Genomic DNA, 23,841 nt, shown 5'->3' on the forward strand with positions numbered 1-23,841 from the left:
CTGCGCGCCGCGCTGCACACTTCCGCGCCCGTCGGATTGATTTGCCGATGGCCAGCAGGTGCAATAGGCGGGTCTGCCAGGTTTTTGCCGTACTGCGCCCCGGCCTTGGCAGCCCCTGATTTCTTCGACAGGACTTTCCGGCCATGCGTTCGTTTTTTCTGCCCGTCGCGTCCCTGCTGCTGATATCGCTCAGCGCCGTCGCCGCGCCCATGCCGTTCTACAAGTGGCAGAGCAAGCTGGACGGCCGCTATGCCTGCCAGCAGACCTCGCCGGGGGACGGCTGGCAGAAGATCGGCGGGCCGTTCCGCGACGCCGGCTGCCGCGAGATGCTGCCGCAGACTCCGCCGCCCAAGGGGCTGGCAGTGCCCAAGGCCTGGAAGACTCAGTGACGAGGCGCGGTAGGGGATACTTTTCTTGCTTCGATCTCTGGGCGGTTCGCGAGCAAGCTCGCTCCTACAGGTATGCCCCGGCGCTTTTCGTAGGAGCGAGCTTGCTCGCGAACCGCCTGACGCCGCAGTCGAGATTCGTAAGGCAGGGCTCACCGGATGCTCAACAGGAGGATTCCATGACCGACCAGAGCGCCCGAATCCGCCACAGTTGGCAGGCCAATGCCGACGCCTGGACCCGTGCCGTACGCGAACAGCGCATCGAGAGTCGGCGCCTGGTGGCCGACGCAGCGATACTCGGCGCCGTCGCCGCAGGGCCGGCACGCCGCGTGCTGGACATCGGTTGTGGCGAGGGCTGGCTATGCCGGGCCCTGGCGGAGCGGGGCAGCGAATGCGTGGGGGTGGACGCTTCCGCGCCGCTGATCGAGGCGGCCCGCCAGTCGGGCGGTGGGCGCTTCGAGGTGATGGACTACGCCGGGCTGATTACCGAGGGCGAGTCCCTGGGCCGCTTCGATGTGCTGGTCTGCAACTTCGCCCTGCTCGACGAATCCATCGCGCCGTTGCTCCTGGCCCTGCGCGAGCGCCTCGAACCCGCCGGCCGCCTACTGATCCAAACCGTGCATCCCTGGTCCGTCTGCGGCGACGAACCCTACGCCGATGGCTGGCGGCTGGAGACCTTCGCCGCCTTCGGCGAGGCCTTCAGCGCGCCGATGCCCTGGTATTACCGCACCCTGGAATCCTGGCTGACGCTGCTCGCCGCCACTGGCTGGCGTGTGCGGCAACTGCGCGAGCCGCGCCATCCGGAAAGCGGCAAGCCCTGCTCGTTGCTGCTGGACTTGCAACCGCTGGCCGGCTGAGTACGACCGGGTTGCACCTGGCGCGACGAATCGTCCCTACGCCTTTGGTCAAAAGGCACCCTTTTGGGGCAGACGTCTCCGGCGGACTTGTGTAAATTCGGCAGCGACCTCAGCCGTGGTCCACTCCCGCAATGCCCACGTCCACTCCACAAGAGCGGGCAGCCTCTTGCGGTGTGCCGTCCTGGAATCACCAGAATCTTCCGCCCCCTGTGCCGAACGGCGCGGTGGCGAAGCTTTTTTCCGGTGTTTCCGCATCCCGACTGCACTTCGAGTCCGCAGCTGATATTCCCCAAGAACAAAATGAGGTTGCATCACCATGTCGTCCCACGATCTCCAGCGGGATCTCAATGAGCGGCACATCCGTCTCATGGCCCTGGGCGCCTGCATCGGCGTCGGCCTGTTCCTCGGCTCCGCCAAGGCCATCCAGATGGCCGGCCCGGCCATCATGCTCTCCTACATCATCGGCGGTCTCGCCATCCTCGTGATCATGCGCGCCCTCGGCGAGATGGCCGTGCACAACCCCGTGGCCGGCTCCTTCGCCCGCTACGCCCAGGACTACCTCGGCCCGCTGGCCGGCTACCTGACCGGCTGGAACTACTGGTTCCTCTGGCTGGTGACCTGCGTCGCGGAGATCACCGCGGTGGCCATCTACATGGGCATCTGGTTCCCCGACGTACCGCGCTGGATCTGGGCGCTGGCCGCACTGGCGAGCATGGGCACCATCAACCTGGTGGCGGTGCGCGCCTTCGGTGAGTTCGAGTTCTGGTTCGCCCTGATCAAGATCGTCACCATCGTCGCCATGATCCTGGTCGGCGGCGGCATGATCATGTTCGGTCTGGGCAACGACGGCATCGCCACCGGCATCTCCAACATCTGGAGCAACGGCGGCTTCATGCCCCACGGCATCACCGGCGTGCTGATGTCCCTGCAGATGGTGATGTTCGCCTACCTGGGCGTGGAGATGATCGGCCTGACTGCCGGTGAAGCGAAGAACCCGCAGAAGACCATCCCCGGTGCGATCAACTCGGTGTTCTGGCGCATCCTGCTGTTCTACGTGGGCGCGCTGTTCGTGATCATGTCGATCTACCCGTGGAACGAGATCGGCACCCAGGGCAGCCCCTTCGTGATGACCTTCGAGCGCATGGGCATCAAGACCGCCGCCGGCATCATCAACTTCGTGGTGATCACCGCCGCGCTGTCGTCCTGCAACGGCGGCATCTTCAGCACCGGCCGCATGCTCTACAGCCTCGCCCAGCATGGCCAGGCCCCGGCCGTGTTCGCCAAGACCTCCAAGGGCGGCGTACCGCGTAACGCGCTGCTGCTGTCCATCGCCGCGCTGCTGCTGGGCGTGCTGCTGAACTACCTGGTGCCGGAAAAGGTATTCACCTGGGTGACCTCCATCGCCACCTTCGGTGCGATCTGGACCTGGGCGATGATCCTGCTGGCCCAGCTGAAGTTCCGCCGCGGCCTCTCCGCCGCCGAAGCTGGCAAGCTGCAGTTCAAGATGTGGCTGTACCCGGTCAGCTCCTACCTCGCCATGGCCTTCCTGGTGCTGGTGGTGGTGCTGATGGCCTTCTTCGAGGACACCCGCATCGCGCTGTACATCGGCCCGGCCTTCCTGGTGCTGCTGACGGTGCTGTACTACGCGCTGAACCTTGCCCCCAAGACCGAGCAGGGCGGTGCCGCCAGCCGTGCGTGAGTGACGGTTGAGTGAATGAAAAGGGCCTCTTCGGAGGCCCTTTTCTTTTGTGCGTTTACCTGGCGGTCAGGCGGCTGCTTTTCGTAGGAGCGAGCTTGCTCGCGAACAGGATTATCCGGCCACATCGATGTTGGAGGGCGAGCAAACCTCAGGCAGCCAACAACGGCGGCATCGGGCAATCGAGGATATCCGCCACCGCGCGCATCAGCTCCGCCTCGCTGACGTTGATTCGACCATCCTGCTCGACGCAACGGGCCATGGCCTTGAGCAGTTGCGGCTTCTGCAGCGGGCGCAACTGTTCCAGTTTCTTCAGCGCGGCTTCCAGTTCGCGCAACTGACCTGCGACCGGTAGCGAACGAGGCGTGAAGGGCAGTCCGCTCCAGGCGTCGGAGAAAGCCTGCTCGGTCTGTGCATCGCCGGTTTCGCCGGCGCGGGCGAGGAAGGCCAGCAGCACGGCGGCCGGCTCCTCCAGTTCCGCCAGCGCCACGTTGCCGATCTTCGCGCTGCCGGGGCGCAGGTTGCGTTCGACGATCCGCAGCAGGGTCCATTCCAGCAACTTCACCTTGCCGTCGAACTTGATCAGCAGGGCCATGTTTTCGCGCAGGCCGGTAAAGCCCTGGGTGTCGAGCTGCTTCAGCGCCGGCATGGCCAGGTCCAGCAGCGGCAGGCGCTGGCCGGGGTCGAGGTGCAGCAGCGACTCTTCCAGCAGGTCGAGCTGCAGCGCCAGGCTCAGGTCCAGGCGCGTCTTGAGCTGCTCCAGCTGGCGGCCGCGCAGGCCGGGTTCGCTGTCCAGCAGCAGACCGTAGATCAGCGCCTGGGCGCCTTCGGTGTCATGGGCGGCGCGTTGCAGGCGTTCGTCCAGACGCTGCAGGGTGCCTCGGGCTTCCTGCAGATGAGCGACCGTAGGGGCGCCGACGGCGGCGACCGCCACGTCGACGGCGCTGGGCTGATAGGCCTGGCCGGTGACGGCGGCGGTCCAGGCTTCCTTGCTCATCAGCGCCACGTCCAGGCGCGGCTCGAATTTCGGGTAGATCCCGTCCCAGCCCGGCTCGACGCGGCGGATGCGCTCCTTCAGCGGCGGGTGGGTGTCGAACCAGCTGCTGCCGACGCCGTCGCCGAAGTACATGTGGCTGAACTCCGCGGCGCGCGGGGCGCTGAGCAGTGCGCCAAAGGGATTGCTGCCGATCTTCTTGAGCGCGCCAGCGATGGTGGAGGGATCGCGGGTGAACTGCACCGCCGAGGCATCGGCCAGGAACTCGCGCTGACGGCTGACCGAGGCCTTGATCAACTGGCCGAAGAAGGTGCCGACGTAGCCCAGTACGTAGAGCACCACGCCGCAGCCGATGACCAGCAGCACCGCGCTGCCACCACCGTCCTTGTCGTTGCTGCTACTGCGGCTACCGACGCGGATGCCGGTGCTGGTCTCGTTCCAGCCACGCAGCAGCATGCCGCCGATCAGGCCGAGCAGGAGGATGCCGTGCAGCAGCGCGGTAAGGCGCGTGTTGAGCAGCATGTCGCCGTGGTGGATATGGCTGAATTCGTGGGCGATCACGCCCTGCAGTTCGCTGCGCTCAAGCTGCTCGATGGCGCCGCGGGTGATCCCGATCACCGCGTCGCGCGGACTCAGGCCGGCGGCAAAGGCGTTGATCGAGGCGTCTTCCAGCACATAGACCGGCGGCACCGGTGAGCCGGAAGCCAGGGCCATTTCCTCGACGACGTTGAGCAGCCGGCGCTCGTCGGTATTGCTGGCGCTGAGGTTGAGCAATCGGCCGCCCAGGCTCTCGGCCACCACCTTGCCGCCGGCACTCAACTGCACCTGCTTGTACAGCGCCCCGAGGACGACCACGCCGATGATCACGGCGGCCACCGCCAGGTACAGCTCGGGGTCGGGCAGGGAGGCGCGCGAGGTCAGGTGCAGCGCCGGCTCACCCAAATGCCGCCAGAGCCAGCCCAGGGCAAAGCTGGTGATGGTCACCAGGCAGACCACCGCGACGGCCAGCAGCAGGACCAGGCGCCCGGTCTGCCGCCGGGCGCGGTCCTGGTGTTCGAAGAAGTTCATCGCGCGTCAGAAGGCGACTTTCGGCGCGGCCTGGATTTCCTTGCTGTCCTCGAACTCCAGCAGGCTGGCGTCCTTGCTGTGGCCGTAGGTGGTGGCCAGGAAGTTGGCCGGGAAGGACTGGCGGTAGGTGTTGTACGCCATCACCGAGTCGTTGTAGGCCTGGCGGGCGAAGGCCACCTTGTTCTCGGTGCTGGAAAGCTCCTCGCTGACCTGCTGCAGGTTCTGCGAGGCCTTGAGGTCCGGGTAGGCTTCCAGGGTCACATTGAGGCGACCCATGGCGCCGCCCAGGGCGTTCTCGGCGGCGGCCAGTTGCGCCATGCGGCCGGCGTCGCCGGGCTGTTCGGAGGCGGCCTTCAGGCCGGCGACCGCGGCGTTGCGGGCGGCGATCACGGCCTCCAGGGTCTCGCGCTCATGCTTGAGATAGGCCTTGGCGGTTTCCACCAGGTTGGGGATCAGGTCGTAGCGGCGCTTGAGCTGCACTTCGATCTGGGCAAAGGCGTTCTGGTAGCGGTTGCGCAGCGCCACCAGGCGGTTGAACACGCTGATCAGCAGGAAGACCACGCCGGCGATGATGGCCAGGGTGACGATCGACGAAACGCTCATGGGATGTCCTTATCGGCAGGCGATTGAGCCTCGATGATAGCGGAAAGCCGGCACGGCGTTGGGTAACTTCTCACGTCTGGCTGCGTTGATTCGCTGGCGCTGCTGCGGCACTTTTCTGAACGACGAAGGGCCTCCGAAGAGGCCCCTGCAGCGTGGCGCGAGGATCAGCGATCGAGGTACTCGGCGGTAGAGATCACCTGCGCATAGGCGAAGGCGAAGGCTGCCATGTAGGCCGCATGGACCTGGGCGGCCGGCACCTTCACGCCATTGAATTCCAGGTCGAGGGTGGCGCAGGCGTCGTGCAGCACGGTCACCTCGTAGCCGAAGTCGGCGGCGGCCCGCACCGCGCCGTCCACGCACATGTGACTCATGTGACCGACCACGACGACGGACTCGATGCCGTGCTGGTCGAGGATCGCCTTGAGGTCGGTGCCGCGGAACGAGTTGACGAAGTGCTTGAGCACCACGGCTTCGCCGGGCAGATTGGCAACCTTCGGGTGAATCTGCGCGCCTTCGCTGCCGGGGGCGAAGAAGGGCGCGTCATCGCTCGCGAATTCGTGGCGGACATGCACCACCAGGTCACCGCGCTCCCGGAAGGCGGCGAGCACCTTGGCGGCCTGGTTGGCGGCGGGCTCGATGCCAACCAGCGGCCATTTGCCGGCGGGGAAGTAGTCGTTCTGGATATCCACTAGGATGAGCGCTTGCTTTGCCATTTCCGAATCCTCGGTGAGTGGGAAGTGGAGCCAGTATTGGCCATCCCGCGCCGGTGCGGGATCAGTCGGAACGACAATAACAGGGGGTAAAGTGACAATGCTTGGGCAAAGGCGCGTCGTCGAGATCGGCCTGCTGATCTATCCCGGTGTGCAGGCGGCGGCGCTGCACGGGCTGACCGACCTGTTCGCGGTGGCCGAGCGCATCTCCAGCGAAGAGGCCGGCGACCAGCTGCCGGCGCTGCGGGTCAGCCACTGGTCCGGGGAGGAAGGCGCCGCGCTCAGGCGCATCTTCGATACCCATCCGGACCTGCCGCCCGAAGCGGCCAGCCCCCTGGTCGCCGTGCTGGTACCGCCGTCGCTGTTCGGCCTGCCGGACGCCACGCCGGTGCGCCATCTCACCCAATGGCTGGCCGCGCGCCACGCGGACGGCGCCATCGTCGGCTCGGTGTGCATCGGCGGTTTGCTGGTGGCCGAGGCCGGCCTGCTCGACGGGCGCTCCGCCACCGCCCACTGGAGCGGGGCCGAGGCGTTTGCCCGGCGCTTCCCCAAGGTGCGCCTGGAGGCGCACAAGCCGATCGTCGACGATGGTGACCTGATCACCTCCGCCGGCCTGATGGCCTGGTCGGAAGTCGGACTGCGCGTGGTCGACCGCCTGCTCGGGCCGAGCATCGCCTCGCGCACCGCACGCTTCCTGGTGGTGGAGCACAGCGACAGCGCGCAGCAGTGCGGCAGCAACTTCGCGCCGCTGCTCGGTCACGGCGACGCGGCGATCCTCAAGGTCCAGCACTGGTTGCAGGGCAACGGCGCGGTGGACGTGAGCCTGCCCGCGATGGCCGCCCGGGCCGGGCTGGAGGAGCGCACCTTCCTCCGCCGCTTCCGGGCGGCCACGGGGCTCAAACCCACCGAATACTGCCAGCACCTGCGGGTGGGCAAGGCGCGGGAGATGCTGGAGTTCACCAATGGCACGGTGGATCACATCGCCTTTACGGTCGGCTATCTCGACCCGGGCTCGTTCCGCAGCACCTTCCGCAAGATCACCGGGATGTCGCCCAGCGATTACCGCAAGCGCTTCGGCGCCAGGCAGGCGGAGACCGCCGTCAGGGACTGACCGAGGTCGCCGCCTCCATCTGCTGCACCAGCAAGGGGGCGTATTCGGCGTCGGTCATGGCGGGGTGCACCTGCAGGTTCATCAGGTCGGTCCATTGCAGCATCCAGCGTTGCAGGTCGAGTGGGTTCTCGGCTTCCGCGAGGCCAAAGCCCATCATGTGGCCCATGGCATGCCAGCGGCCGACCAGCTTGACGTTGGCCGGTGGCAGGCCGCCGGTCTGCAGGAACCGCTGGATGACCTTGTCGCGGTTTTCCATGGGAATGGTCCAGTGCACCAGATAGAGCATGTCGCACCTCCGGCCCGGGTCCGGGCAGGCAAGATTCGCGGACCCGAATCGGCACCGCTGCCAGGGTCGCGCCCGTGTATCCCAGGCGTTACAGCCTCTGGCTGGGAGCGGTTTCCTCCTCACAGGCATAGCAGCCGGGCCGGCGCCAGCCACGGCCGCTGATCGGCGGTGCGCGGTGCAGTCGATCGACGGTCAGATCCAGCGATCGTTCTGCGCCGTGCGCTCGCCGCCGGCGTCGCCGGTGTTCAGCACTCCGCGCGGTTCGATCAGCATCACCTGCACCTCGTGCTCGGCGTACGGCTTGTGCTCGACACCACGGGGCACCACGTACAGCTCGCCGGCGCGCAGGGTGAGCGGACCGTCGCGGAAATCGATGCGCAGCTCGCCGTCCAGCACGATGAAGGTCTCATCGGTATCGGCGTGGCTGTGCCAGACGAAATCGCCGTGCAGCTTCACCACCTTGAACTGGTAGTCGTTCATTTCCGCGATGACCCGGGGCTGCCAGGTTTCGTGGATACGCGAAAGCTTGTCCTGCAAGTTGACGGGTTGGCGCGTGGTCATGCTGTGCTCCTTCAAATGAGTCGCCTGACACTACGGCTCCATTCGGAGCCGGTCTTGCAGAAAATTGCGCTTCGAGTACCTGCGCATTGGCTTCATCGGGTCGCCGGGATGCCCCTGCCGAGTGGAAGTAGCGGGCGGCTATGCTGGAAAGATTGCGCCCGTCCCCGCCGGAGATCGCCATGTCCACGCCCGTTCCCGCCATCCGCCCCAGCATCATCCCGTGCCTGCGCTACCGCGATGCGCCCCGCGCCATCGACTGGCTGTGCGCCATCTTCGGCTTCCGGCGCCAGTTGGTGGTGGCCGATGACCACGGCGGCATCGCCCATGCGCAGCTGGTGCTCGCGGATGGCAGCGGGCTGCTGATGCTGGGCTCTCTGCACGATAACGAGTACGGCCGGCTGATGCGCCAGCCCGACGAGGTTGGCGGCTGCACCCAGAGCATCTATGTCGTGGTGAAGGATGCCGAGGTGCTGTACCGAGCGGCGGTGGACGGCGGCGCACAGATCGTCATCGACATCAAGGACGAGGACTACGGCGGCCAGGGTTTCACCTGCCGCGACCTGGAAGGCCATATCTGGAGCTTCGGTACCTACGACCCCTGGCACTGAGACCCCACGCGAAAACCTGTCGGCTGCGCTACCCTGTCCAGCTCGCTGCCCCGACGGGCGGTCGGCCCCGTGATCCCCAACCCAACGACAAGGAGCACGTGATGAACACAGTGGTATTCGCCGATGGCGCCGCCGTTCCCGCCATTGGCCAGGGCACCTGGCGCCTGGGCGAAGACAGCTTCCAGCGCAAGCGCGAGGTCGCCGCCCTGCGCGAAGGCATCGAGCGCGGCCTGACCCTGATCGACACCGCCGAAATGTACGGCGAAGGCGGCTCGGAGGAGGTGGTCGGCGAGGCCATTGCCGGGTTGCGTGAGCAGGTCTTCCTGGTCAGCAAGGTCTATCCGCACAATGCCAGCCGGCGCGGCATCCCCGAAGCCTGCGAGCGCAGCCTCAGGCGCCTGCGCACCGACTGTCTGGATCTCTACCTGCTGCACTGGCGCGGCCAGTATCCGCTGGAGGAAACCGTCGAGGCCTTCGAGCGCCTACGCGAGGCCGGCAAGATACGCCGCTGGGGCGTGTCCAACTTCGACTTGGACGACATGCAGGAACTCGGCGAGCCGGCCTGCGCCACCAATCAGGTGCAGTACAGCCTGGAAGAGCGCGGTATCGAATGGGACCTGCTGCCCTGGTGCCAGGAGCAGCGCATGCCACTGATGGCCTACTGCCCGGTGGGGCAGGGCGGCAGCCTGCTGCGTCACCGCGCGCTGGCCGAGATCGCGGCCCGGCATGACGCCACTCCTGCCCGCGTGGCGCTGGCCTGGCTGATCCACCAACCGGGGGTGATCGCCATTCCCAAGGCGGTGGAGTCGCTGCACGTGCGCGACAACGCCGCCGCGCTGCAATTGCGCCTGAGCGCCGAAGACCTCGAACTGCTCGACGCCGCCTTCCCGCCGCCCACGCGCAAGCGGCATCTGGCGGTGGTCTGAGCCCTACCCGAGGGTCGGCCCCGGTCGTCGCCGCAAACGGCGTGGCCGGGGCAGGGTGCTAGCCTTCCCCGATACCGGACGCACCGGCAGGGAGGGCTGCACAGATGAGCAACTACACGGCCGATAGCGCGGCCATCAACCGGGTTCTCACGGATTACGTGGAGGGCATGACCTTTGCCGACGAGGCGAGGTTGCGCCAGGCGTTCCATCCGTCCTGCAAGATCATCGGCAACTACCACGGCGAGCTGGAATGGGCCTCGCTGGACGACTTCATCGGTGCGATCAAGGCCGAATCGCCGCCGTCGTCCGGCGCGCCGCCGGTATGGGAACTGAAGTCGCTGGACATCACCGGCGACAGCGCGGTGGCGAAGGTGACGGACGATTTCCTCGGCATGCATTTCACCGATTACCTGTCGCTGCTGCGCATCGGTTCGCAGTGGTCGATCATCAACAAGCTCTACTACCTGCACGAGTGACCGTGGAGCGCATCGGCCTGCGCGGTACGCCGGAAACCCTGCTGATCACCTTCTACGCCAAGGCGAAGGAGAGCGAGCTGCCGGACAGCCTGCTGCACGACCATTTCTCCCGGCGGGTGCTGGATCGGCTCGACTATGACTTCGCCCGCCTGCACCTCGGTCGCTCCGGGTGGATCGGCGTGGCGCTGCGCGCCAAGCTGTTCGACGACTGGGTGCGCGACTTCCTCGCGCGCCACCCGCAGGCGGTGGTGCTGCAGCTGGGCTGCGGGCTCGACAGCCGGGTCTGGCGCATCGATCCGCCGTCCTCCGTGCAGTGGTTCGAGGTGGACTTCCCCGAAGTGATTGCCCTGCGCGAACGCCTGTATCCGGCGCGGGAGAACTGTCACCTGGTGGCCAGCGCGCTGACCACGCCGGATTGGTGGCGCGTGGTGCCGGTGGGCCGACCGGTGCTGATCGTCGCCGAGGGCGTGCTGCCCTACGTGGAAAGCGAGGCGGTGCCCTGGCTGCTGCGTGCGCTGCTCGCGCATTGCGGCAGCGGCGAGCTGATCTTCGACGGCTATACCCGGCAAGGCATCCGCTGGATGCAGTACCACCCGATGATCCGCAAGACCGGCGCGATCCTGCGCTGGGGGATCGATGATGCTGCCGAGCTGGAGGCGCAGGTGCCCGGCCTGCACTTCGTCGATGCGGTCGAGCCCTACGACGAGGCGCAGATCGCCCGGATGTCCCTGGGCGTGCGCCTGCTGTACCGGATTACCCTGGCGATTCCGCCCTTGCGGCGCATGGGCCGGCTGCTGCGTTATCGGTTCGGCTGAACGCGGCCGCTCGGGCCGAGCGTGGCTGGCGAGGGGCGCGGCTGCTTTACTCAAGGGGCCATGACGATGTCTTGCAGGAGCTGTCGATGAAACTCGAGCCGCTGATGAACATGCACGTGAAGGCGAGCGTGCCGCTGGAGATTGGCCGGGTGCCCCACGGGCAACGCCTGATCTCGGCGGCCGGCGGCGGAACCTTCCAGGGCCAGCGCCTGAACGGCGAAGTCCTGCCCGGCGGGGGCGACTGGATTCTGGTGGACAGCGACGGCGGCTGGCACCTGGAGGTGCGCCTGGTGCTGCGCACCGACGACGGCGCGCGGATACTGATGCAGCATAACGGTCTGCTGGTGGCCAATCCGAAGACCATCACGGCGGTGTCCCGGGGCGAGAGCTCGGAGTACGGTGACACCTACTTCATGATTCAGCCGCGCTTCGAGGTCGGGGATGAGCGGTACCGCTGGCTGAACCATCTGCTTGCGGTGGGCGAGGGGCGGCTGGGACCAGGCTGGGTGGAGTACCGGTTGTATTCATTGGCCAATGGGTGAGCGATGAGAACCCGTAGTTGTCACATAGGGCGGGCACAGTGTGCGGACCAGGCTTCCGGAGACGACGCCATGCCGCTGCCCCTCAACATGCTTCCCGGTGACAAGGTTGTGCTGTTCGACGGCGCATGCCGTCTGTGCAATGGCTGGAGCCGCTTCCTCCTGCGCCATGACCGCCAGCAACGCATGAAACTGTGCAGCGTGCAGTCGGCGGAGGGCCAGGCGATCCTCGACTGGTTCGGGCTGCCGACCGACTATTTCGACACCATGCTGTACATCGACGGCCACTGCGGCTACGACCGCAGCGAAGCCTTCCTGCGCGTGATCGGCCAGCTGCCGGCGCCGTGGAGCTGGCTGCGCGTGCTGTGGCTGGTGCCCATGGAGTGGCGCGACGCGCTCTACGACCGCATCGCCCTCAACCGCTACCGCCTGTTCGGTCGCGAGGACCGCTGCCTGGTGCCCTCGCCGGAATTCCGCGGCCGCTTCCTGGGCAATGGCTAGCGCTGCCCTCGCGCGTCTGGCGCTGGGCGTGGTGTTCCTCTACCACGGGCTGGTGCCCAAGCTGTTGTTCCTCAGTCCCGACGAGGTGCGCATGATCGAGGCCCACGACTGGCCGCTGTCGACCTTGCGCGTCGCCCAGGCCGCCGGCGCCGCGGAGATGGTCCTGGGGCTTGCCATCCTCCTGCTGCGCCGCAGCCGCTGGCCCTTGTGGATTGCCAGCGTGGCGCTGGTGGCGCTGCTGCTGGACGTGGCGTTGTTCGTACCGGAGCTTCTGCTCGGCGCCTTCAACCCGGTCACCACCAATATCGCCGCGCTGGCGCTGTGCCTGATCGCCCTGCAGGGCGAACGGGGCGCGCGGTCGCCCCGCTCGAACGCCCTGCGTTAGAAGGTCTTCGAGACACCAGCCACCACGGTGGCGGTGCAGACGTCCTTGTAACCCTGGTTGTTGAAGCACTCGTTCTGCGAAAGGTCGGTGTCGATGTAGCTCAGCGACCAGTCCAGCCCCACCAGTTCATGGCTCAGCTTGACTTCCCACTCGTTGTAGCCGTCGCGGGTGTCGCCGCTGCCGGAGAGGTAGAGCGGGTCCTTGGCGTCGTTGTGGCCGAAGCGCGTGCGCAGCTTGAACTCGGCCGGCAGCTCGGCGTTGTAGGCCAGGTAGCTGTAGAGGTTGCTGTTTCTGTCGCCGAAGTAGTTGGGGTAGTCGTTGCCGTAGTAGACCCCCGCCTCGAAGCCATAGGCGTGGAGGATGGCGTACACGTCGCTCTGGTTGAACTCGCTCGACTTGGGATAGGTGTACTTGATGTAACCCAGGTCCAGGGCGACGTCGTCGTTGGCCTGCCAGTAGTAGCCTGCGTAGTAGTCCACTTCCTGGCGGGTGTCGTAGCCGTAGCCGTAATCGACGTTGGAGGTCCAGGCACCCACGTACAGGCCGCTGATGTGCTGCAGGGTGAGGCCGAACTGGGCGGCCGGGTCGCCCTGGGTCTGCGAGATGCCGCGGGTGCGATAGTCGCTGACCAGCGCGGCGTCGATCTGCAGGAGGAAGTCCTGGTTGAGCTCCACGGCCAGAGTCGAAGTGAGCGGCGCGCAGCTGAGCAGCGCACCGATGAGCCATTGCGGGCGGTTCATGCGGATGTCCCTTTGTTGTGATTGTGTGTGGGGCAGTGCGAAAAGGCCCGCGCAGCGCCAGCGCTCTCGACGTCGCCGAGGGACTGGAAGAGAACACTGGGCTGGCGGGCAGGGCGCCGGGGGTGTTCAGACCCCGGCGCAGGAGCCCGACTCGGTCAGAGAGCCGGAGCGTCGTCGGCGCGGTAGACTTCGCGACCTTCGAACAGGGTGTGCAGCACGCGTGCTTCGGCCAGTTGCTCATCGGGCACGCTGAACACGTCGCGGTCGAGGACGACCATGTCGGCCTGCTTGCCCGGGGCCAGGGTGCCGATCTGCTTGTCCAGACCGATGGTCTGCGCGGCATTGCGGGTGTAGGCGTAGAACATGGTTTCGCGGTCGACGCGCTGTTCAGGGCCCAGCACGCCCAGCTCGCCCTTGCGGGTGACGGCCTGGTAGATGGCTTTCAGCGGGTCCGGGGTGGACACCGGCCAGTCGCTGGCGCCGGCGATTTCGGCGCCGTTGTCCAGCAGGGATTTGGCCGGGTACATGCCGCGGTAGGCGTCATCGGCGATGTAAGGCTTCACCAGATCGACGGTGTAGGGTTCGGCGGCGGCCCAGTCCAGTTGCATCGAGGCAATTACGCCCAACTGCTTGAAGCGCGGGTAATCCTGCGGGGTGACCAGTTGCAGGTGGGTGATCGAGTGGGTGATGCCGCTCTGGCGCTCCTTGCGCGCCTGCTCGATGCCGTTGAGCGATTCGCGCACCGCGCGGTCGCCGATGGCGTGGATGTGCACCAGCCAGCCACGGGCATCGGCGGCGCTGACCAACTCGCCGAAATGCTTCGGATCGATCAGCAGCTCGCCAGGCTTGTGGCTGTTCTTGTAGTCCTCCAGCAGTGCGGCGGACTGTGCCGGGAATTCGATCACGCCATCGGCGAACACCTTGATGCCCGGCAGGGTCAGGTTGGGCACGCCCTGGAATTGCTGGCGGACCTTTTCGATCACGTCCAGATCGGCCGGGCTGCTCTTCGGATTGACCACCTGCAGCGCGGCGACGTGGGCAGTGAGCTGGCCGTTGCGGGACAGGTTGCGGTACACCGGCAGTACGCCGACGCTCTTCTCGGTGGGCTTGATGTTGAACACCGCCTCGCCCGGGCTGCCGTTGGCGGCCGGATCCATCCAGGCGGTGATGCCGAAGCTGTTGTTGTACTTCACGGCGGCCAGGCCCGCGCGGTCCATGGTCCTGGCGTCGGCGGCCGGCATGGCGGCGGCGACCAGGTCGAAGCCGGAGTCGACGACGAAACCGGTGGGGTTGAAGTCCTTGTCGTGGGCGATGTTCTGCTGTTCCAGCTTGCTCAGGCTGCGCAGGCGCTTGGCGTCGAGACCGGCGCGCTTGAGCATCACGGCGTTGGCCCAGGCGGTGTGGTGGTCGCTGCCGGCCAGCACCACCGGCACATTGGCCCACTCCCCGTGGTTCAGGCGCTTGGCCAGGCCATCGGCCTGGGACCAGTAGCTGGAGTGCATGCCGTTCATCACCACGATGTCGCCGACCCGCGCCTTGCCGCTGTCGCGGTCCTGCTCCAGGCGCTTCATGAAGGCGTCGAGGTCCATCTGCTCGTCCACCAGGCTGGCGGAGATCAGCTCCAGGCCGCCGAAGACGGAATGCGAGTGGCTGTCGATGAAGCCCGGCATCAGCACCTTGCCGCCCAGATCGACGACCTTGCTCCTGGCATCGCCCAGGGCGCGGATTTCGTCGTTGGAGCCCACCTTCAGCACTTTGCCGTCCGCCACCGCGACGGCCTGCTGCAGCGCCTGGCCGGGTTCGGCGGTGAAGACCTTGCCGTTGAGCAGGATCAGGTCTGCGTTCTGTGCCTGTGCTTCCAAAGTGCTGAGCGCGATCGCTACTGCCAGTGCGCCTTTGAGCCACGTGTGCATGAGGTTACCTTGTGTGCCGGTTGATTTTTATTGGTCTGCGCAAGAGGCTATCGAGGCGGCCGGCGGCCCGGAAGGCGCCTTCGCTCATAACACTTGTGAACGTTTGGAACGAATATGGACAAGTTCAGCAGCCTCGAGATGTTCGTCGCCAGTGCCGAAACCGGCAGTTTCAGCCGCGCCGCCGAGCGCCTGGGCAAGACGCCGTCGGCGGTGACCAAGGCCATCGGCCTGCTGGAAAGCGAGCTGGGCGCGCGGCTGTTCGAGCGCACCACGCGCAGCATGTCGCTGACCGAAGCCGGCCAGCTCTACCTGGACGGTGCCCGCGAAGTGCTGGAGCGCATGCGCGAGACCACCGAGGAAATCGCCCAGCTGCATCACAGCCTGCGCGGTGTGCTGCGCATCACCGCACCGCTGGTGTTCGGCCCGGCCTTCCTGGACCAGGCCTGCGCGGACTTCCTCGCCCTGCATCCGGATGTGCGCCTGCAGGTGGACCTTTCCGACAGTTATCTCGACCTGCTCGACGGCCGCTACGACCTGGCGCTGCGCATGGGCAACAGCGACCTGCCGGGGCTGATCGCCCAGCCCCTGGCCGGCAGCCGCCTGGTGGTCTGCGCGAGCCCCGCGTACCTGGCGCGCCGCGGCACGCCGCGGTACCCGCGCGAGGTGATCGAGCACGATTGCCTGATCTACCGCCATCCGGCGCTGGAAGAACGCTGGTGGTTCGACCTGGGCGACGAGCGCTATTCGACGCCGCGCCATGGACGCCTGAGCAGCGACAACCAGGCGGTGCTGCTGGCGGCTTGCCTGACGGGGCACGGCCTGCTGCCGTGCCCGCGCTGGAGCGTGCTGGAGCACCTGCGTTCCGGGCGGCTGGTCACGGTACTGGATGAGTTCTACTTCGAACCGGACACCTTCGGCGCACAGATTCTCGCGGTGTACCCGAGCAACCGCCGGGCCACGCGCAAGATCCACGCCTTCATCGAGCACCTGCGCGAGGCGCTGCACAGCAATGGCATCGCCTGAGCCGCTCAGAGCAGCGCGCCGGCCCAGGCCGAGACCAGCAGCAGGATCGCCATCAGCTGGTTCAGCCGCTGCATCTGCCGGGGCGTGAGCAGGCGCTGGCTGCCGATGCCGAGGCTGGCCCAGACCGTCATGCAGGGCAGCGACACCAGGAAGAACAGCAGCGACAGCAATTGCACGCGATCCAGGCGATCGGTGCCGTGGCCGGCGTACACGCTGACCACCGCCAGCGCCATCATCCAGGTCTTGGGATTGACCAGTTGCAACGCGGCGGCGCCGAGCAGGCCCAGCCGCGCGGCGTCGGCGTCCTGTTCCAGGCGGGCCGGCGGGCTGCGGAAGATCTGCCAGGCCAGCCAGCTCAGCCAGAGCACCCCGACCGCGCTCATGGCCTGCTGTACGCCGGGCAGCCGTCCCAGCGCCTCGCCCAGGCCGCTGCCCACCGCCAGCACCAGTGCAGCGGCGGCGCCGCAACCGCCGAGGATGATCGGTAGTGCCGCGCCCCAGCCGAAGCGCGCGCTGTTGCTAAACACCAGCAGATTGGTCGGACCGGGGGTGATGGAGGAGACGAAGGCGAAAAGCAGGAAGGGCAGCCATTGGCTGATCTGCGCGAGGGTCATGGCGAGGGCTCCGCTGAGTCGGTGGGAGCCTCATCTTCGCCAGGGGGCTGGGCTCAGTCTGGAAGCTTTGAGCAGCGCTTGCGGTAGTAGGCCGGCGTCACTCCGTAGGCGCGGCGGAACCAGCGGCCCAGGTGGCTCTGGTCGGCGAAGCCGAGATCGGCGGCGACGTCCGCCGGTGCTATGCCGCGACCGAGCAACTGGCGTGCGCGGGCGAGACGCAGCTGGATCAGGTAGGCATGCGGCGGCAGGCCGAAGGCCTGCTTGAAGGCGCGGGTCAGGCGGAAGCGGTCGCAGCCGCTGGCGCGAGCCAGGTCGTCGAGGCCGATGTCGGTGGTCAGGTTGGCGTGCAGGAAGTCCCGCGCGCGCTGCGCCACCAGCGGCAGGTGCACCTGTGTGGTGCCGCGCTGGCGCCAGTGCAGGTGGCGGGTCATGCCGTCGAGCAGGTCGTCGATGGCGCTCTGTCGGACGATCTTCAAATCATGGCTGTGCACCGCCTGGAAGGCGTTGTCGATGCGCCGCGCGAGCTGCGGGTCGTCGATCAGCAGCTCGGGTACGGCCAACTGGCAATTGCCCGGCGCTTCTTCGAACAGAGTGGCGATCTCCCGCTCCAGCCAGGGCGCGTCGAGATACAGGGTGCGGTAGGTGAAGCCACCCTCGGTGGGCGCATCGCCGTCATGGATGTCGCCGGGTTCGAGGAAGAACACCTTGCCGGTGGTGCTGATATGGCGCTGGTTGCGGCTGCGGAACTGCTGCACGCCGGACTCGGTGAAGCCGATCAGGTAGCTGTCGTGCCAGTGCGGGTCGTAGGCGTGGCCCTTGAAGTGCGCGCGCAGGCTCTGGATGCCGGTGTCGGCATCCTGCAGCAGGTCGATCCAGTTGTCCTTGTGCATGGGCCATTCTCGCCTCGCTTGCCCGGTTGGCCAGCATAGCGCGCCCAATTGCCCTGTCTGGAAGATTCGTGCAACCGCCGATCAGGCGGCTGCACGATCCGCGCGGGTCAGCCGGCGGCCGCTTCGAAGCTGTCGCTGCGCGCCATGCGCCAGATGCGCTCGTAGAACTCGCCTTCGATGTTGCCCGAGAGCAGTTCGCCGGGTTTCAGGAAGTAGTGCAGGTGCGAGAACAGGCGGATCTCGGTGGCCGAGACGCGGCGCACCAGGTGCTTGGCTTCCAGTTGCGAGGGGTGCTGCAGGCCGGCGGCGGCGATCATTTCGGCCAGGCCCTTGAGGGTGTTGTGGTGGAAGTTGAGCACTCGCTCGGCCTTGTCCGGCACCACCAGGGCGCGCTGGCGCAGCGGGTCCTGGGTGGCCACGCCGGTGGGGCACTTGTTGGTGTGGCAGCTCTGCGACTGGATGCAGCCGATGGCGAACATGAAGCCGCGCGCCGAGTTGGCCCAGTCGGCGCCCATGGCCAGCACGCTGGCGATGTCGAAGGCGCTGACGATCTTGCCGCTGGCGCCGATGCGGATCTTGTCGCGCAGGCCCAGGCCGACCAGGGTGTTGTGCACGAACAGCAGGCCCTCGCGCATCGGCAGGCCCATGTGGTCGGTGAACTCCAGGGGCGCCGCGCCGGTGCCGCCTTCCTTGCCGTCGACCACGATGAAGTCGGGGAGGATGCCGGTCTCGTGCATGGCCTTGGCGATGCCCATGAACTCCCACGGGTGGCCGATGCACAGCTTGAAGCCCACCGGCTTGCCGCCGGAGAGTTCACGCAGCCTGACGATGAAATCGAGCAGCTCCCTGGGGGTGCTGAAGGCGCTGTGGGAGGAGGGCGAGATGCAATCCTGGCCCATGGGCACGCCACGGGTGGCGGCGATTTCCTGGGTCACCTTGTGCTTGGGCAGGATGCCGCCATGGCCGGGTTTGGCGCCCTGGCTGAGCTTGATTTCGATCATCTTCACCTGCGGATCGACCGCCTGTTTGGCGAAGCGCTCGGGGCTGAAGGTGCCATCATCGTTGCGGCAGCCGAAGTAGCCGCTGCCCAGTTCCCAGGTCAGGTCGCCGCCGTACTCGCGGTGGTAGGGGCTGATGCTGCCTTCGCCGGTGTCATGGATGAAGCCGCCCATCTTGGCGCCCTTGTTCAGCGCGCGGATGGCGTTGGCGCTCAGCGAACCGAAGCTCATCGCCGAGATGTTGAACACCGAGATGGAATAGGGCTGCTTGCATTCCGGCCCGCCGACGTCGACGCGGAAGGTGCGCGGATCGGAAACCGGCGCCGGGCGGATGGAGTGGGCGATGAACTCGAAGCCAGACTGGTAGACGTCGATCAGGGTGCCGAACGGCTTGTCGGCGGTTTCGTTCTTCGCCCGCGAATACACCAGCGCGCGCTGGGCGCGGGAGAAGGGCAGGGCCTCGTTGTCGCCTTCGAGCAGGTACTGGCGGATTTCCGGGCGGATGCCTTCCACCAGGTAGCGGATGTTGCCCAGGATCGGATAGTTGCGCCGCACGGCGTGGCGTTCCTGGATGAGGTCGAGTACCCCAAGGATGCTCAGGGCGAAGGTGAGCAGGGTCAGCGGCCAGACATCGCCGAGGAACGGCAGGCTGAACAGGGTGAACAGGACACACGCGGCAAAGAAGGCATAACGGCTTAGGAGCGACAGGTTCATGGAGTCTCCAGTCGTCGGGCTGAACACGGTAAGGGTGAGTCGAAAGGACCGCTAGAGCATGGCATCCGTTGCACGGATGCGCCTGGCCGGAGGTCAATGCGACGTACTTTCGGACGATTTCTAGGGTTGGCGGAGCGACGTTAGTCCGAAGACGGGAAAAAAGAAAGCTAGCTAACGATTTTCTCTGGGGGTGAGAAAGCTTGTCTCAGGCGGTGCAAGAAATGGGGGCAGGGCGCGTGCTCTTCGTAGGAGCGAGCTTGCTCGCGAACCGCCCCCTACCCAACTAACAGGCGATCACATTCACCGCCAGCCCGCCCTTCGAGGTCTCCTTGTACTTGTCCATCATGTCGCGCCCGGTGTCGCGCAGGGTGTCGATGGCCTTGTCCAGGCTGACCAGGTGCTGGCCGTCGCCGCGCAGGGCCAGTTGGGCGGCGTTGATGGCCTTGAGCGAGGCCATGGCGTTGCGCTCGATGCAGGGCACCTGCACCAGTCCGGCCACCGGGTCGCAGGTCAGTCCGAGGTTGTGCTCCAGGCCGATCTCGGCGGCGTTCTCCACCTGCTCCAGGCTGCCGCCGAGGACTTCCGCCAGGCCGCCGGCGGCCATGGCGCAGGCCGAGCCCACTTCGCCCTGGCAGCCCACTTCGGCGCCGGAGATCGAGGCGTTGAGCTTGCACAGGATGCCGATGGCAGCGGCGGTGAGCAGGTAGCGTTCGATGGCGTCCACGCTGGCCTGGGTGTCGTAGCGGGCGTAGTAGTGCAGCACCGCCGGGACGATGCCGGCGGCGCCATTGGTGGGGGCGGTCACCACCCGTCCACCGGCGGCGTTCTCCTCGTTCACCGCCAGCGCCCAGAGGTCCACCCAGTCCATGGCGCCGAGGGTGCTGGCGATCAGGTTGCCGCTGTCGGCCTCGTTCAGCCGGCGGTAGAGCATGGGCGCGCGGCGGCGCACCTTGAGCCCGCCGGGCAGGGTGCCTTCGGTTTCCAGCCCGCGGCGCACACAGGCCTGCATTTCCTCCCAGATATGCGCAAGGCCGGCGTGGATTTCCGCCTCGCTGCGCACCGCGAGTTCATTGGCCCACATCAGGTCGCTGATGCGTGTGAAGCCCTGCTGGTGGCACAGGCGCAGCAACTCCTCGGCGCTATGGAAGGGGTAGGGCATGGGGCTGTCGGGCAGGGCGCGGTCGGTGTTGAAGTCGGCCTGGTCCACCACGAAGCCACCGCCGACGGAATAGCAGACGCGCTCGGCCAGCAGCTCGCCATTGGCCGCCAGCGCCCGCAGGTGCAGGCCGTTGGGGTGGGCGGGCAGGCTGTCGTCGTGGAAGACCAGATGTTGCGCCGGGTCGAAGTCGATTTCCTGAAGGCCGCCCAGGCGCAGGCGATGGCGCAACAGGATGTCGTCCACCTGTGGCGCCAGCGCGGTCGGGTCGGCTTCCGCCGGGTCGATGCCGAGCAGGCCGATCAGGCAGGCGCGGTCAGTGGCGTGGCCCTTGCCGGTGGCGCTGAGAGAACCGTAGAGATGCACCTCCACCGATTCCACCCGTTCCAGCAGGCCGTCCGCCCGCAGGCGGTCGACGAACTCGCGGGTGGCGCGCATCGGCCCCACGGTGTGGGAGCTGGACGGCCCGACGCCGGGCTTGAACATGTCGAAAACGCTGAGGCTCATGGGGAATTCCTCCTGTCCTCAAGCATGGACCCGCAACGGCACGGATGCTCACCGACCGCTCGACGGCTGGCCGTTCTTGCAGGAGCGAGCCTGCTCGCGAAACGCATGGCAGGGGCGGTGCCGGTAAATTCTGTTCGCGAGCAAGCTCGCTCCTACAGTGAGGGCTCGGCCCTCGCAGGAGCGGACCTTGTCCGCGATCCGGCCGGCAGGCCGGTGGTTGGGGATTGCACCGCTATCGCGGTGATCGCGGAGAGGCTCCGCTCCTACGGGAGCAGAAGCAGCTGTTGCTGGGGTTGGGTGTTTGTGCGCCGCTTCGGCGTGTGTTGGGAGATTTTGTTTCGCCCCCTCGGGCGAGTTACTTTTCTCAAACGCCAGAAAAGTAACCAAAAGGTCTTGCCCCTGCCTCCGGCCCCGGCTTCGCCGGGGTGATTCGCTTCGCTCACCCTTCGGGCCAGCCTTCGGCTGTTACTTCGCTGCGCTTCGTTTCCCTCGCTCCATCGAAGTTTCAGGGGCACGAACTAGGCGTCCCCCCACGAAGGGCCATCCCTGGCCCAGCGCGGCTCTCGCGGCATCCATGCCGCTCAACCCCTGAAACTCCGATTCCACTCGGCCTCCTGAAGGGGCGCTCCGGTGCGTGCGGAGATTTCTCTGGAAGCCGCTTTTTCGTAGGAGTGGACCTTGTCCGCGAAATCTATGTCGACGGAATGCGAAAGCATTTCAGCATGACGCCAGAACCCGTAGCGAGCTTGCTCGCGAACCGGGGCTGATCGCGGACGGAGTCCGCTCCTACGAGAGCCGCATGTATCCGTAGGAGCGGACTCTGTCCGCGATGCTCTTGCTTTTTGTAGGGCAATAACGCGTAGCGGTATCCGCCGCGATGGGTATCGCTACGCTCCACGCCATCCTATGGGAGCGTTTTGGTGCCTCACCCCTGCGCCTGCAAAAACAGCGAAAACAACTCCGACTGCGACTTGATCCCCAGCTTCGCGTACATGTGCTTGCGGTGGACCTTCACCGTTTCGGCGGAGATCGCCAGCTTGCGGGCGATTTCCTTGCTGGAGCAGCCGCTGAGCATCAGCCGGCCCACTTCCAGCTCGCGGGCGGTGAGCGGGGTTTCCACCTGCTGGGCGGTGGCTTCCAGACGGTTCTGCCAGCGCGGCGGCGGGGGCGCTTCCTGGACTTCGCACTCGAAGGTCATGCGCTGGCGCATCAGCCCGGCCACCCAGGGCTGCACCAGGCCCAGCAGGGCGATCTGCTCCGGGCTGAAGCGGCCCTTGCTGCCCACCGAGCAACACAGCGTGCGTTCGCCATCGAGTTGCACGTTGATCTGCACTTCGTCGGCCACCACGTTGAGGCTGAAGTAGCGCTGGTAGTAGTCGGTCTGCTCGAACATCTCCGGCGCCACGTCGTCCAGGCGGAACAGCCCGCTGCCGGGCGCCTCGCGGCTGGCGATGTAGAACGGGTCGAGCAGGTAGAGACCCTTGAGGTAGTCCTGGAACAGCGGGTCCGGCCCGCCGTCCTCGCCCGGGCATTCGGCGAACACCTGTGGCCTGCCATTGCTGAAAAGCAGCACGACCCAGCTGTCGAAAGGCACATACTGGCCCAGCAGACGCACCAGCAAGGTCCAGAAATTCGGCTTGTCCAACGCCTCGATCAGTTGCCCGACCGAGCGGTGCCAGGCGATGTCCTGAAGGGAAAGGCCCATGACTCTACCCCCGTTGGGTTACCACGCGGGCGTAATTACCCGGTGAGGGCGCCGCCGGCATACTCGACCGATACCTTGAGCCGGCGCGGGGTGCAGTTTGACCCTTTTGCAGCGCGCGGTCACCGGAAGACAGGAATCTGAGGAAGCCCATGAAAGTCGAACTCGTGCAACTGGCCGGCCGTGATGGCGATGTGGCCTGGAACCTGGCCCGCACCCTGGAGGCCATCCATGCCTGCGCAGCGGACACCCAGCTTGTGGTGTTCCCCGAGACCCAGCTGACCGGCTTCCCCACCGAGCAGAACATCGCCGCCATCGCCGAGCCGCTCGACGGCCCCAGCGTGCAGGCCGTGCAGCGCGCCGCGCGGGAGAAGAACATCAGCGTTGCCGTGGGCTTCGCCGAGGCCGCCGCCGACGGCCGCTTCTACAACACCACGCTGCTGATCGCCCCCGAAGGCATCGCCATGCAGTACCGCAAGACGCACCTGTGGGCGTCGGATCGCGGCATCTTCACCCCGGGCGATCGCTACGCCACCTGCCTGTGGAATGGCATCCGCGTCGGCATCGCGATCTGCTTCGACATCGAGTTTCCGGAAAGCGTCCGCGCCCTCGGCCAGTTGGGCGCGGAACTGATCATCGTGACCAACGGCAACATGGACCCCTACGGCCCGACCCACCGCACCGCGATCATGGGGCGCGCCATGGAAAACCAGGCCTACGCGGTGATGGTCAACCGCGTCGGCGAGGGTGACGACGGCCTGGTGTTCGCCGGTGGCAGCGCGGTGGTCGATCCCTTCGGCCAACTGCTCTGCGAAGCCGGCCGCGAAGAGTGCCGGCAGATCGTCGAACTGGACTTCGAGCGCCTGGCACAGGCGCGCCGCGACTACAGCTACCTGGCCGAGCGCCGCTTCGTGTTGCCGGGCGAGATGCGCGAGCACGAAGGCGGCCTGCGCGAGCTGATCATTCCGGCCTGAGGTTTCCTTCCGGCCCGTGTTTTCCGGGCCGGGGCGCAGGGCCGCGCCACCACAGCGATTCTCCAAGAAAGACGGGCCTCCCAGGCCT

The 23,841-nt window shown here is 66.6% G+C and carries 25 protein-coding genes; 13 read left to right on the forward strand and 12 right to left on the reverse strand.

All coding sequences use genetic code 11. The features are described from left to right. Nucleotides 1–143: 143 nt before the first annotated feature. From ACAW63_RS11345 to ACAW63_RS11355, 3 genes are all read left to right on the forward strand, one after another. Nucleotides 144–389, forward strand: coding sequence for a hypothetical protein (locus ACAW63_RS11345; RefSeq protein ID WP_371233725.1), 246 nt, complete (start codon nt 144–146; stop codon nt 387–389). Nucleotides 390–565: 176 nt separating this feature from the next. Then, entirely contained in the window at nt 566–1,243 is a 678-nt protein-coding gene (locus ACAW63_RS11350; RefSeq protein ID WP_371233728.1) for a trans-aconitate 2-methyltransferase, read from the forward strand. Nucleotides 1,244–1,559: 316 nt separating this feature from the next. Further along, nucleotides 1,560–2,942: an amino acid permease gene (locus tag ACAW63_RS11355; RefSeq protein WP_343574392.1), complete on the forward strand. Its 1,383-nt coding sequence runs from the start codon at nt 1,560–1,562 to the stop codon at nt 2,940–2,942. 148 nt (nt 2,943–3,090) lie between these two features. On the opposite strand, the gene ACAW63_RS11360 is transcribed toward ACAW63_RS11355, so the two are convergent. The 3 genes from ACAW63_RS11360 to ACAW63_RS11370 all read right to left on the reverse strand — a co-directional run bounded on the left by ACAW63_RS11360 (nt 3,091) and on the right by ACAW63_RS11370 (nt 6,317). Continuing rightward, nucleotides 3,091–5,001, reverse strand: coding sequence for a M48 family metallopeptidase (locus ACAW63_RS11360; RefSeq protein ID WP_371233730.1), 1,911 nt, complete (start codon nt 4,999–5,001; stop codon nt 3,091–3,093). 6 nt (nt 5,002–5,007) lie between these two features. Then, nucleotides 5,008–5,604, reverse strand: coding sequence for a LemA family protein (locus ACAW63_RS11365; protein WP_371233731.1), 597 nt, complete (start codon nt 5,602–5,604; stop codon nt 5,008–5,010). Nucleotides 5,605–5,768: 164 nt separating this feature from the next. Next, complete coding sequence (locus ACAW63_RS11370; RefSeq protein WP_331316501.1) at nt 5,769–6,317, reverse strand: cysteine hydrolase family protein; 549 nt, start codon at nt 6,315–6,317, stop codon at nt 5,769–5,771. A 97-nt stretch (nt 6,318–6,414) separates the two neighbouring features. Between ACAW63_RS11370 and ACAW63_RS11375 the strand changes: the two genes are divergently transcribed. Then, entirely contained in the window at nt 6,415–7,425 is a 1,011-nt protein-coding gene (locus ACAW63_RS11375) for a GlxA family transcriptional regulator (protein ID WP_371233733.1), read from the forward strand. Here ACAW63_RS11375 and ACAW63_RS11380 read toward each other — a convergent pair. Both ACAW63_RS11380 and ACAW63_RS11385 read right to left on the reverse strand, forming a co-directional pair. After that, the gene (locus tag ACAW63_RS11380; protein ID WP_371233735.1) at nt 7,415–7,711 is read right to left on the reverse strand and encodes a DUF3303 domain-containing protein; all 297 of its coding nucleotides are present in this window, start codon (nt 7,709–7,711) and stop codon (nt 7,415–7,417) included. The two genes, ACAW63_RS11375 and ACAW63_RS11380, sit on opposite strands and share 11 nt — an antisense overlap. A 192-nt stretch (nt 7,712–7,903) precedes the next feature. Beyond that, nucleotides 7,904–8,272 carry a cupin domain-containing protein gene (locus ACAW63_RS11385; RefSeq protein WP_371233737.1) on the reverse strand — a complete coding sequence of 123 codons (369 nt, stop codon included), beginning with the start codon at nt 8,270–8,272 and terminating at the stop codon, nt 7,904–7,906. Between the two features lie 179 nt (nt 8,273–8,451). Here ACAW63_RS11385 and ACAW63_RS11390 point away from each other — a divergent pair, with 179 nt between their 5' ends. The 7 genes from ACAW63_RS11390 (at nt 8,452) to ACAW63_RS11420 (ending at nt 12,522) form a co-directional block, all read left to right on the forward strand. After that, nucleotides 8,452–8,880 (forward strand): VOC family protein, encoded by a 429-nt coding sequence (locus tag ACAW63_RS11390; protein WP_371233739.1) that lies wholly within the window; start codon nt 8,452–8,454, stop codon nt 8,878–8,880. 101 nt (nt 8,881–8,981) lie between these two features. Next, complete coding sequence (locus tag ACAW63_RS11395; RefSeq protein ID WP_371233740.1) at nt 8,982–9,806, forward strand: aldo/keto reductase; 825 nt, start codon at nt 8,982–8,984, stop codon at nt 9,804–9,806. A 104-nt stretch (nt 9,807–9,910) separates the two neighbouring features. After that, nucleotides 9,911–10,282 carry a nuclear transport factor 2 family protein gene (locus tag ACAW63_RS11400; protein WP_331316490.1) on the forward strand — a complete coding sequence of 124 codons (372 nt, stop codon included), beginning with the start codon at nt 9,911–9,913 and terminating at the stop codon, nt 10,280–10,282. A 2-nt stretch (nt 10,283–10,284) separates the two neighbouring features. Continuing rightward, nucleotides 10,285–11,097 carry a class I SAM-dependent methyltransferase gene (locus ACAW63_RS11405; RefSeq protein WP_371233742.1) on the forward strand — a complete coding sequence of 271 codons (813 nt, stop codon included), beginning with the start codon at nt 10,285–10,287 and terminating at the stop codon, nt 11,095–11,097. Between the two features lie 86 nt (nt 11,098–11,183). Continuing rightward, nucleotides 11,184–11,639: a DUF3237 domain-containing protein gene (locus tag ACAW63_RS11410; protein ID WP_371233743.1), complete on the forward strand. Its 456-nt coding sequence runs from the start codon at nt 11,184–11,186 to the stop codon at nt 11,637–11,639. A gap of 69 nt (nt 11,640–11,708) precedes the next feature. Then, nucleotides 11,709–12,137 carry a thiol-disulfide oxidoreductase DCC family protein gene (locus tag ACAW63_RS11415; protein WP_371233744.1) on the forward strand — a complete coding sequence of 143 codons (429 nt, stop codon included), beginning with the start codon at nt 11,709–11,711 and terminating at the stop codon, nt 12,135–12,137. Next, nucleotides 12,130–12,522 carry a DoxX-like family protein gene (locus tag ACAW63_RS11420; RefSeq protein ID WP_371233745.1) on the forward strand — a complete coding sequence of 131 codons (393 nt, stop codon included), beginning with the start codon at nt 12,130–12,132 and terminating at the stop codon, nt 12,520–12,522. The genes ACAW63_RS11415 and ACAW63_RS11420 overlap by 8 nt, the downstream gene beginning before the upstream one ends. Here the strand turns inward: ACAW63_RS11420 and ACAW63_RS11425 are convergent. Together ACAW63_RS11425 and ACAW63_RS11430 are read right to left on the reverse strand one after the other, a co-directional pair. Beyond that, nucleotides 12,519–13,262, reverse strand: coding sequence for a TorF family putative porin (locus tag ACAW63_RS11425; RefSeq protein ID WP_371233746.1), 744 nt, complete (start codon nt 13,260–13,262; stop codon nt 12,519–12,521). The genes ACAW63_RS11420 and ACAW63_RS11425 overlap by 4 nt on opposite strands. A gap of 155 nt (nt 13,263–13,417) precedes the next feature. Beyond that, nucleotides 13,418–15,175: an amidohydrolase gene (locus ACAW63_RS11430; protein WP_371233747.1), complete on the reverse strand. Its 1,758-nt coding sequence runs from the start codon at nt 15,173–15,175 to the stop codon at nt 13,418–13,420. A 114-nt stretch (nt 15,176–15,289) separates the two neighbouring features. On the opposite strand from ACAW63_RS11430, the gene ACAW63_RS11435 reads away from it, so the two are divergent. Then, nucleotides 15,290–16,198, forward strand: coding sequence for a LysR substrate-binding domain-containing protein (locus tag ACAW63_RS11435; RefSeq protein ID WP_371233749.1), 909 nt, complete (start codon nt 15,290–15,292; stop codon nt 16,196–16,198). A 5-nt stretch (nt 16,199–16,203) separates the two neighbouring features. Here the strand turns inward: ACAW63_RS11435 and ACAW63_RS11440 are convergent, their stop codons facing one another. From ACAW63_RS11440 to ACAW63_RS11460, 5 genes are all read right to left on the reverse strand, one after another. Beyond that, complete coding sequence (locus tag ACAW63_RS11440; RefSeq protein WP_371233751.1) at nt 16,204–16,812, reverse strand: LysE family translocator; 609 nt, start codon at nt 16,810–16,812, stop codon at nt 16,204–16,206. Between the two features lie 53 nt (nt 16,813–16,865). After that, nucleotides 16,866–17,702: an AraC family ligand binding domain-containing protein gene (locus tag ACAW63_RS11445; RefSeq protein ID WP_371233753.1), complete on the reverse strand. Its 837-nt coding sequence runs from the start codon at nt 17,700–17,702 to the stop codon at nt 16,866–16,868. Nucleotides 17,703–17,809: 107 nt separating this feature from the next. Beyond that, on the reverse strand, nt 17,810–19,414 hold the full coding sequence (locus tag ACAW63_RS11450) for an FMN-binding glutamate synthase family protein (RefSeq protein WP_371233756.1): 1,605 nt from the start codon (nt 19,412–19,414) through the stop codon (nt 17,810–17,812). 283 nt (nt 19,415–19,697) lie between these two features. Further along, nucleotides 19,698–21,077, reverse strand: a complete 1,380-nt coding sequence (locus ACAW63_RS11455) for an L-serine ammonia-lyase (protein WP_371233757.1) — start codon at nt 21,075–21,077, stop codon at nt 19,698–19,700. Nucleotides 21,078–22,002: 925 nt separating this feature from the next. Continuing rightward, nucleotides 22,003–22,782, reverse strand: a complete 780-nt coding sequence (locus ACAW63_RS11460; protein ID WP_371233759.1) for a response regulator transcription factor — start codon at nt 22,780–22,782, stop codon at nt 22,003–22,005. 149 nt (nt 22,783–22,931) lie between these two features. On the opposite strand from ACAW63_RS11460, the gene ACAW63_RS11465 reads away from it, so the two are divergent. After that, nucleotides 22,932–23,753 carry a carbon-nitrogen hydrolase family protein gene (locus tag ACAW63_RS11465; protein WP_371233761.1) on the forward strand — a complete coding sequence of 274 codons (822 nt, stop codon included), beginning with the start codon at nt 22,932–22,934 and terminating at the stop codon, nt 23,751–23,753. Nucleotides 23,754–23,841: the final 88 nt, after the last annotated feature.

Origin of the sequence: Pseudomonas sp. QE6 (assembly GCF_041379005.1) — a bacterium.
In the GTDB taxonomy this organism is placed as follows: domain Bacteria; phylum Pseudomonadota; class Gammaproteobacteria; order Pseudomonadales; family Pseudomonadaceae; genus Pseudomonas.